This is a genomic window from Barnesiella viscericola DSM 18177 (assembly GCF_000512915.1).
Classification (GTDB): domain Bacteria; phylum Bacteroidota; class Bacteroidia; order Bacteroidales; family Barnesiellaceae; genus Barnesiella; species Barnesiella viscericola.
Genome location: NZ_CP007034.1, coordinates 409,121 through 422,431, shown reverse-complemented (window position 1 = coordinate 422,431; position 13,311 = coordinate 409,121). Strand labels below are relative to the sequence as shown.

Annotated in this window: 8 protein-coding genes; 6 read left to right on the top strand and 2 right to left on the bottom strand. The window is 53.4% G+C overall.

Annotated features, from left to right (window positions below):
- Nucleotides 1–104: 104 nt before the first annotated feature.
- Entirely contained in the window at nucleotides 105–1,106 is a 1,002-nt protein-coding gene (locus BARVI_RS01760) for a D-2-hydroxyacid dehydrogenase (RefSeq protein WP_051401138.1), read from the bottom strand.
- Nucleotides 1,107–1,179: 73 nt separating this feature from the next.
- Nucleotides 1,180–3,612: an endopeptidase La gene (lon, locus tag BARVI_RS01755; RefSeq protein ID WP_051401062.1), complete on the bottom strand. Its 2,433-nt coding sequence runs from the start codon at nucleotides 3,610–3,612 to the stop codon at nucleotides 1,180–1,182.
- 200 nt (nucleotides 3,613–3,812) lie between these two features.
- Between lon and BARVI_RS01750 the strand changes: the two genes are divergently transcribed.
- The 6 genes from BARVI_RS01750 to BARVI_RS01725 all read left to right on the top strand — a co-directional run bounded on the left by BARVI_RS01750 (nucleotide 3,813) and on the right by BARVI_RS01725 (nucleotide 13,290).
- Nucleotides 3,813–4,526, top strand: coding sequence for a tRNA1(Val) (adenine(37)-N6)-methyltransferase (locus tag BARVI_RS01750; protein ID WP_025277572.1), 714 nt, complete (start codon nucleotides 3,813–3,815; stop codon nucleotides 4,524–4,526).
- Nucleotides 4,527–4,602: 76 nt separating this feature from the next.
- Nucleotides 4,603–5,157 carry an HdeD family acid-resistance protein gene (locus BARVI_RS01745; RefSeq protein WP_025277571.1) on the top strand — a complete coding sequence of 185 codons (555 nt, stop codon included), beginning with the start codon at nucleotides 4,603–4,605 and terminating at the stop codon, nucleotides 5,155–5,157.
- Nucleotides 5,158–5,422: 265 nt separating this feature from the next.
- Nucleotides 5,423–6,829: a hypothetical protein gene (locus BARVI_RS01740; RefSeq protein WP_157232461.1), complete on the top strand. Its 1,407-nt coding sequence runs from the start codon at nucleotides 5,423–5,425 to the stop codon at nucleotides 6,827–6,829.
- Between the two features lie 38 nt (nucleotides 6,830–6,867).
- Nucleotides 6,868–8,505, top strand: a complete 1,638-nt coding sequence (locus BARVI_RS01735; protein WP_157232459.1) for an OmpP1/FadL family transporter — start codon at nucleotides 6,868–6,870, stop codon at nucleotides 8,503–8,505.
- A gap of 106 nt (nucleotides 8,506–8,611) precedes the next feature.
- The gene (locus BARVI_RS01730; protein ID WP_038534232.1) at nucleotides 8,612–10,633 is read left to right on the top strand and encodes a tetratricopeptide repeat protein; all 2,022 of its coding nucleotides are present in this window, start codon (nucleotides 8,612–8,614) and stop codon (nucleotides 10,631–10,633) included.
- A gap of 8 nt (nucleotides 10,634–10,641) precedes the next feature.
- Nucleotides 10,642–13,290 carry an AsmA-like C-terminal region-containing protein gene (locus BARVI_RS01725; protein ID WP_051401061.1) on the top strand — a complete coding sequence of 883 codons (2,649 nt, stop codon included), beginning with the start codon at nucleotides 10,642–10,644 and terminating at the stop codon, nucleotides 13,288–13,290.
- Nucleotides 13,291–13,311 lie beyond the last annotated feature (21 nt).

Sequence of the window (13,311 nt, the reverse complement as noted above, 5' to 3'; positions counted from 1 at the left end):
GATGAAATCGGATAAAAAAACTCCGCCGACTCTTTTTTTCAAAAGGGTCGGCGGGGTTTCAAATGGGATCCGTCCCTCGATGGGGACGGCGTATGATGGGGTGATTATCGATTCACCTGGTTGACGGTGTGACCGTCGATGTATTGACGTATGTTGTCGGCGGCAATCTGCATCAACCGTTCGCGGGCTTCGAAGGTGGCCCAGGCAATGTGGGGGGTGATGTAGCAGTGGCGGGCGGCGATAAGCGGATTGTCTGCCCGTGGCGGTTCCTGTGACAGCACATCGACTCCGGCAGCCTTGATGCGGCCGCTGTTCAGCGCCTCGGCCAGGTCGTGCTCATTGACGAGTGGGCCGCGCCCCGTGTTGATAACGATGGCGGTCGGTTTCATGCGGGCGATGGAGTCGGCGTTGATGAGGTTGCGGGTCGAGTCGGTGAGAGGACAGTGCAGCGTGATGACATCGCTATCGGCCAGTAGCGTCCCCCACGAAACGGGTGACACATAGTCGGGCAGCGCTTCACGGCTCTTGGAGGTCTTGGCCAGCACCTTCATGCCAAAGGCATGGGCGATGCGAGCCACGGCACTGCCGATATGGCCGAAGCCTACGATACCGATTGTCTTGCCGGCCAACTCGAATATGGGACTTTTCAGGTAACAGAAATCCTTGCAGTTGGCCCAGTCGCCTGCCTTTACGCTCTGGGCATAGGCAGCCACGTCGTTGGCGATGTGGAGCAGGTGGGCAAATACCATCTGAGCCACCGAGTCGGTGCTGTAAGCCGGTATGTTGGTCACAACGATACCCCGCTCCTTGGCGGCCTCGATGTCGACGATGTTGTAGCCCGTAGCCAATACCCCGATGTAACGCAACCGGGGCAACTTGTCCAAGGTTGCTGCGTTGAGCGGTGTCTTATTGGTGAGCACGATGTCGGCTTGGGCGGCCCGTTCGACAATCTCGTCGACGGCCGTGCGGTCGTAGACGGTAAACTCGCCCAGCGACTCGATCTGTTCCCACGACAGGTCGCCGGGATTCAGCCCGTAACCGTCGAGCGCCACGATGCGGTGGGCGTGCCGGTGTGCTTCGGTTGTCTTTTCGGTCGTGCCTTTCATCTCCTCCCACGACACTTCGTCCTCTTTCACTTTATATCCTTCGGTGATTTTCCACTCTTTCATAACCGTATCCTTATTTGATTTCGATGGCATTTTTTACCTTCTCGTCGGTCAGCGCAATCTTCAACACGTCTTCGATATTCTTCACGTAGTGGAAGGTGAGCCCCTTCAAGTAGGTATCCTTAATCTCTTCGATGTCCTTGCGGTTCTCTTCCGAGAGAATGATTTCGCGTATGCCGGCCCGCTTGGCAGCCAGTATCTTCTCCTTGATACCGCCCACGGGGAGCACTTTGCCCCGCAGGGTAATCTCGCCGGTCATGGCCAGGTGGTCCTTGACCTTGCGTTGGGTGAAGGTCGAGGCTAGCGAAGTGACCATCGTGATACCGGCCGAGGGACCGTCTTTGGGTATGGCCCCTTCGGGTACGTGGATATGCACGGCCCACTTGTCGAACACATCTTCGTTGATACCCAGCAGCGAGGCGTGCGACTTGATGTATTGCAGGGCGATGACGGCCGACTCCTTCATCACGTCGCCCAGGTTACCCGTGAGAGTAAGTTTTTCGCCCTTCGATTTGCTCAGGCTCGACTCCACAAAGAGTATCTCGCCGCCCACGGCTGTCCAGGCCAGCCCGGTGACGACACCGGCGTAGTCGTTGTTCTCGTACTTGTCGCGGGTGTACTCCTGAGCCCCCAGATACTCGTGCAGGTCGTCGATCGAGAGGGTGTGGTTGTACTCCTTGCCCGAGGCTTTCATGCGGGCAATCTTCCGCATGATGCGGGCAATCTTCTTATCGAGTTCGCGCACGCCCGACTCGCGGGTGTAGCGGTCGACGATAGCTGCCATCACTTTCTTGGGTATCACCACGTCGCCCTCCTTCAACCCGTGGTTTTCGAGTTGTTTGGGCACCAGGTGGCGACGACCTATCTCTACCTTCTCCTCGATGATGTAGCCGCTGATGTCAATCAGCTCCATACGGTCGAGCAGGGGTTGCGATATGGTGTTGAGGTTGTTGGCCGTGGCAATGAACAGAATCTTCGACAGGTCGTAGTCGATGTCGATGTAGTTGTCGTGAAAGGCGTTGTTCTGTTCGGGGTCGAGCACTTCGAGCAGCGCCGAAGCCGGGTCGCCCTTGAAGTCGTTGCCTATCTTGTCGATTTCGTCGAGCACAAATACTGGGTTGGAGCTCTTCGCCTTGATGAGCCCTTGAATGATACGTCCCGGCATGGCGCCGATATAGGTGCGGCGGTGCCCCCGAATTTCGGCCTCGTCGTGCAGACCACCCAGCGAGATACGTATGTACTTGCGGTTCAGCGCCTCGGCGATAGACTTGCCCAGCGAGGTTTTACCCACGCCCGGAGGTCCGTAGAGGCAGATGATGGGCGATTTCATGTCGCCCCGCAGTTTCAGTACGGCCAGATGCTCGATGATACGCTCCTTCACTTTTTCGAGACCGTAGTGGTCCTTGTCGAGCTGCTTCTGCACGTGGTTCAGGTTGAAGTTGTCTTGCGTGTACTCGTTCCACGGCAGTTCGAGCAACGTGTCGAGATAGGTATATTGTACCGAAAAGTCGGGCGATTGCGGGTGCAACCGTTCGAGTTTTCGCATCTCTTTCTCAAAGATTTCGGCCGTCTTGGCGTCCCATTTCTTTTTCTCGGCCCGTTCGCGCAGTTCCTGAATATCCTGGTCTTGCATGTTGCCGCCCAACTCCTCCTGAATGGTGCGGATTTGCTGTTGCAGGAAATGTTCCCGTTGCTGCTGGTTGAGGTCTTCGCGCGTCTTGGACTGAATGTCGGCCTTGATTTGCAGCAACTGAGCTTCCTGGGTAAGCATCTCGTAGAGCTTGTAGAGGCGGTCCTTGATGTGGTCGATATTGAGCAGTTCCTGTTTCTGGGCGGCCGACAGAGGTACGTTGGCCCCCAGGAAATTAATCAGGTAGTGGGCATTGTCGATGTTGCGAATGGCAAAGATGAGCTCTTTGGCCTGTTCGCCTATATTCTTCAACAGCTCGAAGGTAAGGTCCTTCAAGGCCGATACCAAAGCCTCGAACTCCTTGTCGTCGGACTCGGGCATGATTTCGTTTTCGAGCGACACATTGGCGCGCATGTAGGGGAAAGTCTCGGTCACCTCGTCGATTCTGAACCGTTTCATTTTCCCTTGCAGAATCACCGTAGTGCTGTCGTCGGGCATTTCGAGTATCTTGATGATTTCGCCCACGACACCCACCTCGTAGAGGTCGTCGCGGCCCGGGTCCTCGACCGAGGCGTCGCGCTGGCATACCACGCCGATGGGGGTGTGGTTGTTCTGTGCGTCCTTGACCAGTTGCAGCGACTTGGTCCGGCCTACGTTCACCGGGATTGCTACGCCCGGGAACAATACCATGTTGCGCAAGGCGAGTATAGGCAACCCTTTGGTGTCTAACGTCTTGCATTCCGAGTCGTTTTGCCCGGATATTTCGGTAAACAGTGGCATAATCGAAGGTGTATTTTCGTCGTTTTCGCAGATCATAAAAATTCTTCTTATTCTTGGTGTTTAATTCCGTATGGACATTTTGGCAGGCTGGTACCCCTTTCCGGTCAATATGACCTACCAAACTGTCTTGTTCCCTATAATCTTACAACAGGCGTGCCAAAGTTACGCAAATAAGGGGGCATTGTCGAAATTATTATGTTTTTTTGTTTATTTTGCAGCGCAAACGATGGAGCGATATGGCAAACTCTTATTTCAAATTCAAGCAATTTACCATCTATCAGGAGCGTGCCGCCATGCGGGTAGGTACCGACGGGGTGCTGCTGGGGGCCTGGTGCCGGCTGGACGGAGCCGAACGGGTGCTCGATGTGGGTACCGGTACCGGGCTGATTGCCATCATGGCGGCTCAGCGTTCGACGGCCCGAATCGATGCCGTGGAGCTGGATTTCGGGGCTGCCTGCGATGCGGCTCAGAATGCCGGGCTTTCGCCTTGGAGCGACCGCATCACGGTCTATGCCGCCGATTTCGTGCAAAGTTACGGCCCGTACACCCGGCCGTTGTATGACCATATACTCTCCAATCCGCCCTATTTTGTGCAATCGCTTCTGCCACCCGACCGCAGGCGGGAGCATGCCCGTCACACCGGTTCGCTCGATTACGAAGCCCTGTTTGAGGGGGCGGCGGTATTGCTGCGCCCGGGCGGACGTTTGTCGCTCATCGCTCCGGCCGATCTGGAAGAGCATCTCGCTTTTGTGGCCCTGTTGCATGGCTTCTATCCGGTGCGCTACACCTATGTGTCGGGCATTGCCGGCCGGGCGCCCAAGCGGCTGTTGAGCGAGTGGGGCAGGGAGCGCCTGCCTTTGGAGACCGATGCGCTGGCCGTAGAGCGACGGGGCGAAGGCTATACTCCCGAATATGTGGCGCTTACCCGCGATTTCTATTTGAAGATGTAATTCCCGGAACAAATGCACTCTCCCGAGTGTTATAGTTGTAATTGATGTGAACATATAAACTTAATTACAACTCATTATGGATATTTCAACCATGTATTTCTGGGGGAAGACCAAGTATTGGTGGACCCTGATTGTCGTTGGGTTACTCATGATTCCCTGCGGTTTGTGGCTTTGGACGCAACCGGCACTGGGCTACGAAGTCCTCTCCATGCTGCTGGGGTGGCTGCTGATTCTTTTCGGCATCGTGCAACTCATCGTTTCGAGTAACGTGAAACAGAAGGTGAAAGGGTGGGGCTGGTGGCTCGCCGGAGGGATCATCGACATACTCATCGGCTTTATTCTGGTGGGGAATCTCTCGTTCAGCGAAACGATATTGCCCTTCTTCTTCGCCTTTATTTTCCTGTACAAGGGTATCTCGAACCTGACATCGGCATTCTATCTGTTTTCAACGCACAAGTATTGGTGGGTCTATCTCATCAATGCCGTGCTGTTGCTCGTGCTTGGTTTCCTGTTTCTGGCGATGCCCTTCATGGCCACCTTTTCGATTGTCTTTTTGTGTGCTGCCGCCTTCATTTACTGGGGCATAACGCTCATACTTTTCGGATACTCGTTGCGTCCTGGGGCTCAGTAATATTTTTGAAGCCTGTTTGATGTGCCAAAGCGCTTTCTTGCAAGGGAAAGCGCTTTTTGTTTAAGTGCGTTAAAACCTTTGGCAAGTATTTTGTATAAGCAGGAAAAGAGTATATTTGTAGAAAATTAAGAAACGGGTATGCAGTATTTGCCGGCTTTTTAGTTTTCTTTATAAGAAAGACTATTAAACTATTCCTTCAAAGGAGAGTCTAATAGGTAAATATGAATTTGATCAATAGAGTAATACAAACAAAGGAGAAATGGTTATGAAAGGAAAAAAATTTGCCCTGTTGATGATATTGCCGATGCTGGTGAGCTTTGCCAGGGCGGGCTCGTATGTAATCGAAGACGATATATATTATAATCCTGATGCCAAGAATCCTATCGTGGAGCAAAAGGAAAAAGAGAAGGCTGCCGAGCAACAAGCCCGACAAGTTCGGCCGACTGTTTCGCAAGACACGCTGTCGGTGGCTCAGCAAGCACCAGTCCAAAAGACGTTGGTGATGACGACCGATAAGAACTTTTTTGATGTCGATGAATACAATCGTCGGGGCAGTTCGTCGTCGGGAATGACTATTGAAGAGGTGGCTGCCAACCAGACCGAACCGAATGTAGAGTATAACATTGTCGATGAAAACGGTGATGACGGTTATTATCTGAATGGATTCAACGGTTCTCAGTGGGACTATGAGTATGCCTTGCGCATTCGTCGGTTCCACAACCCCAAGTTTGCCATCTCGATAGGCGACCCGTTCTATTCCGATATCTATTTTCTCGATAACAACGACTGGAATGTCTACATCTCCGACGATTATGCTTGGGTAACACCTACCTGGACCAATCCCTGGTACTGGGACTACATGTGGTCGCCCTATTCCTACACCAGTTGGTCGTGGCGCTGGAACCTGGGCCCGTGGGGCTTCTCGTTTGGCTATGACCCGCTTTACCGCTGGGGCGGTTACTGGGGCGGTTACTGGGGTGGCTATTGGGGAGGCTATTGGGGTTGGAGTGCATGGCATCGACCCTATTTCCATCACCATTTTTATTCGCCGTATTACCATCGGCCCTATTACAGCTGGAATCGTCCGCAATATACACCCAATGGTCGTCGGCCCAACCGCTACGGCGGAAGTGTAGTCTCGTCGGGTTCCTCTTCGTCGGTCAACGGTCGTCGTGCCACCATAGGGACTACTTCCGCTTCGAATGTAAGCGGCCGCCGGGTAGGAAGCAGTGCTGTTTCGTCTTCGAATGGTAGCAGTACGGTAAGCGGTGTACGCACCAATCGGGGAACGGTAATCAGCAACAGCACCAACTCGAACAGCAACCGGGGATACAGTTTTGGTAGTGCCAACACCTCACGTAGGGGAACCACCTCGTCGGGTTCGGTATCGCTTCCGTCGAGTTCGCAAAGCCGTCGACAAACCACAATCAACCGGACGACTACTCCTTCGCGCAACAGTTACAACAACAGCGTGGGTACTAGTGGCAGAAGAGGCAGTTCGTCATATAACCGGGGAACCACCTCGTCGGGCCGTTCGTCGGGTTTCTCGAGAGGTAGTTCGTCGAGTCGTCGTTCGTCCAGCAGCTATTCGGCTCCCTCGTCTTCTTCACGAGGCAGCAGCGGATCGATTTCTCGCGGGTCCAGCGGCGGAGGTCGTGGCGGACGTCGATAAGTCGATAAACAGTATGTGAATCTTCAAGTGTGAACGATATGAAAAGTGTAAAATATGTTTTGGCTTGGGCTGCTCTTTGTAGCAGCCCGATGCTCTTCGGCCAAGGCGTTGTCGATGCCTTGAAATATTCTCAACAGGATATACGGGGAACGGCTCGTTACATGGGTATGGCCGGAGCCTTTGGCGCCTTGGGCGGTGATATTACCACCCTGAGTCAGAACCCGGCCGGCATCGGGGTCTATCGCAACTCCGACATTGCAGCCACCATCGACCTCTCCAATCAGGTGAGTTCGGTCAATACGGCCGGCGTGAAGTCGACAGACAATAAATTCAATTTCTCGTGCAACAACTTCGGATTCGTGTGGACCGTGCGATTCAACCAGGAGGCCTTGAAGAATCTGAATTTCGGGTTTGCCTACAACAAGCAGAAATCGTTCGACCGCACCTACAAGACCGCCTATTCGGGTATCACGGGGGCCAGTTCGCTCTCGGGCTATATCGCCAAACTCTCCGAAGGATATACGGCCGACAACCTGGGCTACTCCGACAATTCGAGCTACGACCCCTATGATCAAAATCCCTGGTTGAACGTGTTGGGCTATCAGTCTTATCTGATTAATCCCAAGAGTACGGCCAGCAATACGTGGGGTAGTATCGTGGGGAATGGTTCCACGGCAACCGGCGATCTCTATGTGCGCGAAAAGGGCTCTATCGACGAGTATAACTTCAATATCGGCGGGAACATATACAATGTCTTTTATTGGGGTATAGGTCTTACTGTTACCGACTTTTCGTATGATGTACAGAGCGGATATGGCGAGAACCTTACCAACGGTTATCTGCCCGACGCAAATGGAATCATGGGTTCGCCCAACGCCAACGGCTGGTACCTGATGCAGAATATGTTGCACACCAATGGCTCGGGCTTCAAGGCCAATCTGGGTGTCATTTTGCGGGCTACCAATAACTTCCGCCTGGGGTTTGCTTTCCACACGCCCAACTACTATAAGATGACCGATACCTATTCGGCATCGGTAAAATATGATTTTACGCAGGGAAGTACTTCCTATAACGATTTGGCCGAGACCCCCAGCGGCAGTTACAGCTATGAGTTTCAGGCGCCGTGGCGCATGATAGCCAGTGCCGCCTATGTGTTCGGGCAAGGTGGAATTTTGAGCTTCGACTACGAGTATACGGCCAGCAACGGCATGTCGTTCGACGACCCTTATACGATTGATATGTTCTACAATACCAATCAGGAGATTTCCGAGATGGTTTCGCCCACGCACACCTTCAAGGTGGGGGGCGAGTTCCGTATCACGCCGCAATTCAGTGCCCGTTTGGGATATGCCTATCAGACCTCTCCCGTTAAGTCGGAATATCGTTCGGGGCATGAGATTCCCACGGCCGGGACGTTGACCCAGTTTACACTCGACCGGGCGACCAACTACTTTACCGTAGGGTTGGGGTATCGCTTCTCCAACGTCTATGTCGATCTCGCCTACATGCACCGCTATCGTCGTAGCGAACTTTTCCCTTTCTCGCCGATACCTTCGACCGGGGAGAATCCCTTTAATCCCGACGAAGTGGAACCATCGTTGGCCATTACTCCGCAGATTTCGACCCTTACCGACCACAACAACTCGTTTGTGTTGACGATGGGTGTGAAATTTTGATTCTATAAAGTTTATATTTTTAGGGAAGAGCGACTCGATTGAGAGCCGCTCTTTCTTTTTTAAAAAGAAATCATTACCTTTGAAAAAGCCGAAAAGCTGAGATTGAATGGACGATAACTTGACAATAGATACTGGGAACAAGGAGTTCCAAGATGCGTTGAGCCTCATTCGATATACCCACCAGTCGGTCTTCCTCACCGGGAAGGCGGGTACGGGTAAATCGACCTTCCTGAAATATGTGTGCGAGCATGTCAAAAAGAAACACGTGGTGTTGGCCCCCACCGGGGTGGCCGCCATTCATGTGGGGGGCAGTACGATACACTCGTTTTTCAAGATGCCCTTCCGGCCCATGCTGCCCGACGACCCTGATTTGAGTCTGACAGGAGGCCGCATCTACGACCTGCTCAAATACAACAAGAAACAGCGCCAACTCTTGCGTGAGGTCGAGTTGATTATTATCGACGAGATTTCGATGGTGCGGGCCGACATGATTGATTTCATCGACCGGGTGTTGCGGGTCTATTCGGGCAATATGCGTCTGCCGTTCGGGGGCAAGCAGTTGCTGCTGGTGGGCGATGTGTATCAGTTGGAACCGGTCGTGACGGCCGACATGCGCGACATACTTGGCCGCTTTTATCCCAATGCCTATTTCTTCTCGGCCCGGGTGTTCCGCGAGATGGCTTTGGTCCCCATCGAATTGCAGACGGTCTATCGTCAGCAGGACGAACGTTTTGTGCAACTCTTGGACAAGATACGCAACAATACCGCTACGCGCGAGGAGCTCGATTTGCTCAACAGCCGCTATATCAGGGATTATGAGTGCGACAACAACGATTTCTCGATTACGCTGGCCACCCGTCGCGACCAGGTCGACTTTATCAACGAGAACCGGTTGGCCCGTCTGCCGGGCGAGGAGCACACCTTCCGGGGCGAAATCAAGGGCGACTTTCCCGAGGGCAGTTTACCCACCTCGCTCGAACTGGTCATCAAACCGGGTGCGCAGGTCATGTTTATCAAGAACGATCCCGACCGCCGGTGGGTGAACGGTACGATAGGCATCGTCTCCGACATTACCGACGACGAGAAGATTGAGGTCGTGCTCGAATCGGGCGAGTTGTACGAGTTGGAGCGTTGTGTGTGGGAGAATATCAAATACACCTATAACGAGAAAGAGAAGAGCATCGAGGAGAATGTGCTGGGCACCTTTGTGCAGTTTCCCATTCGGCTGGCTTGGGCCATCACCGTTCACAAGAGTCAGGGGCTTACCTTCAACAAGGTGGTCATCGACTTTACCGGCGGAGCCTTTGCCGGTGGGCAGACCTACGTGGCGTTGAGCCGGTGCAAGTCGTTGGAGGGGATTGTGCTGAAAAAGCCCATCATGCACCGCGATATTTTTGTCAATCCCGATATTGTGCGATTCAGCCGGGAGTTCAACAATCCGGCTCTCATCGAGCAGTCGTTGAAGCTGGCGCAGGCCGACCGGCTTTATGCCGATACGGTCAAGGCCTTCGACGAGGGTGATTTCGACCGTATGCTGCAATCGTTTTTCAAGGCCATTCACACGCGTTATGATATTGAGAAACCGGTGATTCAACGGTATATTCGGCGCAAGCTGAATGTAATCAATCAGCTGCGCGAGAAGAACCGGGAGCTGCGCCAGTCGCTGGCCGACAAGGATACCGTGTTGCGCAAGTATGCCCGCGAGTATTATCTGTTGGGTAACGAGTGCATCACCAAGGCCAAGGATGTGCGGGCTGCACTGGCCAATTTCGACAAGGCGCTGGCGCTCGACCCCACGATGGTCGATGCCTGGGTGCGAAAAGGTATTACGCTCGAAGATGGTGGCGACGAACACGAGGCCATGAGGTGTTACAACGAGGCCGTTCGGTTGAGCCCGTTGAACTTCAAGGCCCTTTACAACCGGGGCCGTTTGCGCTACAAGCAGGGCGATTACGAGGCGGCGCTTTCCGATTTTGCCAAGGCCGTCAAGCAGAAGCCCGGGCATGCCACGGCACACGACCGGCTGGGCGATACCTTCATCAAGCTCGACATGCCCGACATGGCCGCCCGCCATTGGGCCATTGCCGAGGAGCTGCGGGAAGAGAGACAACAGAATAACCAAAAATAGAGACCCTGATGAACAAAAATCTGAAAAAAGGATTGAAGATTACCGGCATAACCGTAGCGGTTATCTTGGTATTGATGCTTGTCTTGCCCTTTATGTTCCAAGACAAGGTGATGAACATCGTGAAGAAGGAGGCCAACGAGATGTTGAATGCCCGGCTCGATTTCGAGTCGCTCCACATCAGCCTCTTCTCACACTTCCCGAGTGCCTCTATCGAGTTGAACGGCCTGTCGCTCTCGGGCGTGGGCGATTTCGAGGGCGATACGCTGGTGTCGGCACGGTCGATCGATGTAGCCGTGAATGTGATGAGCCTGTTTGGCGACGAAGGGTTCGATGTGAACTACATTGTGCTCGACCGGCCGTCGGTCAAGGCGGTGAAACTGGCCGATGGCCGGGTGAACTGGGACATCATGAAGCCCGATACTCTGGCCGTCGAGGAGGATACGACCGAGGTGGAGATCGCTTCGTCGTTCCGGCTGAAACTGAAACATTTCAAAATCGCCGATGCCACGCTCGTCTATATGGACGACTCGACCCAGATGCAGTTCTATACCGACAAGCTCAATTTGAAACTGTCGGGCGACATGAGTGCCGATGTGACCGATATAGACAGCCGGCTGTCGTGCGAGAATATCTACCTGGCCATGGGTGGCGTTTCGTATTTGAAACAGGCCAGGGCCGAGGCGAAGTTGACCGTGTCGGCCGATTTGAAGAACAATAAGTTTACCTTGAAGGAAAACTCGTTGAGCCTCAATGCAATTGTGTTGAATCTCGACGGGTGGCTGGCCTTGCTCGACAACGGGGCCATGGAGATGGATTTGAAACTCAACACAACCGAAATCAATTTCAAGGAGTTGTTGTCGCTGGTACCGGCCATCTATCAGAACAATTTCGACAAACTACGCACCACCGGCAACATGTCGCTCACCGCCTTTGCCAAAGGGCGTATGGAGGGCGACGCGATGCCGCAATTCGGTCTCACACTGAATGTGAAAGATGCTACCTTCAATTACGAAGGAATGCCGGCGTCGGTCAACGGCATCAACATCGCGGCTGCCGTGAGCAATCCCGGTGGTGATCTGGACAAGACGGTCATCGACTTGTCGGAGTTCCGATTCACCATGGCCGGCAATCCGTTCAAGGCAACGCTCTATGCCGCCACCCCCATGTCCGACCTGAATTTCAAGGCAACGGCCAGCGGTACGGTACACTTGGGTAAAGTCAAGGATATATACCCGCTGGGCGATTCTATCAAACTGAGCGGTATCGTCACGGCCGATTTGCGTCTGGCCGGTCGCATGTCGGACATCGAAAAAGAGAATTACGAAAAGATACAGGGCGAGGGAACCTTCTCGATTGCCGATATGGACCTGGCGATGAAGGATATGCCGGCCGTGGCCGTGAAGCAGGCAAAGGCATCGATTTCGGCCAAGGCCATGACCCTCTCGCAACTCGACGTGAAGGTAGGGCAGAGCGATGTTCAGGCTCAGGGTTCGCTTTCGAATTATCTGGCCTATGTTTTGAAGAATGAGACGATAAAGGGTACGCTCACGGTCACCTCGTCGCTGCTCGATTTGAACGAGTTGATGGGCGAAAGCTCGTCCACCGAAGAGACCGCGACCGAAACCGATACCACCGCACTCTCGGCTATTGAGGTGCCCAAGAACATCGATATGACCCTGAACGCTTCGTTCAAAAAGATTCTCTTCCAGAAGATGGTACTCGACAACGTGAAGGGTAAACTGGTCGTGGCCGACGGAGCCGTGCGAATGACCCCGCTCAGCCTCAATGCCTTCGGCGGATTGATGGTGGCCAACGGGGTCTATTCCACGGCCGAGAATGCGTTGCGGCCTCAGGTCAATTTCGATTTGGATATCCAGAAAGCCTCGTTCGGACAGACCTTCGACCAGCTCGATATGGTAAAACAGATTGTCCCCATCTTTGAGAAGACAGGTGGTACCTATTCGGTGAAATTCGATTTGAAATCGGCACTCGACAGTCAGATGTCGCCCGATTTGAATACGTTGACCGCTCAGGGTGTGATTCAGTCCAACGATATCAGGTTGCAGAATATCGAGGTATTCAGCCAACTGGCAACCCTGTTGAAGAACGACAAGTTGAAGAATATCGAAGCCAAGGATTTGAAAATCTCCTTTGCCATAGCCGATGGCAAGGTGAAGACCTCGCCCTTTGACATCAAGATGGGCAGCATCACCATGAACCTTTCGGGTGAGACGGGTCTCGACCAGACAATCGATTATGTGGCCAAAATCAATATTCCCGGAGCCGGAGCGTTGAGCAATGTGTCGGCTACGATAGGAGGCTCGTTTACGAAACCCTCGATTAAGCTCAATACTGAGGAGGTGGTGAAGAATGTGGTGACCAGCACGGTAGCCTCGAAGGTATTGGGTGTCGATGCCGAGGACGTGGAGGCACAGAAAGCCGCCATTCGCAAACAGGCCGAAGATGCCGGAAACAAACTGATTGAAACGGCCAAGTCGGAGAGTGAAAAACTGGTAGCCAAGGCCTCGAATCCGTTAGCCAAGATAGCCGCCCAGGCCGCCGGTAAGAAATTGGTCGAAGAGGCCGAAAAGCAGGCTCAAAACTTGAAAGACGAGGCCGAAAAACTCATCGAAAAACAGTATGGAAACGGCGAGTAAATGGATTTGTATTGGGCGTTT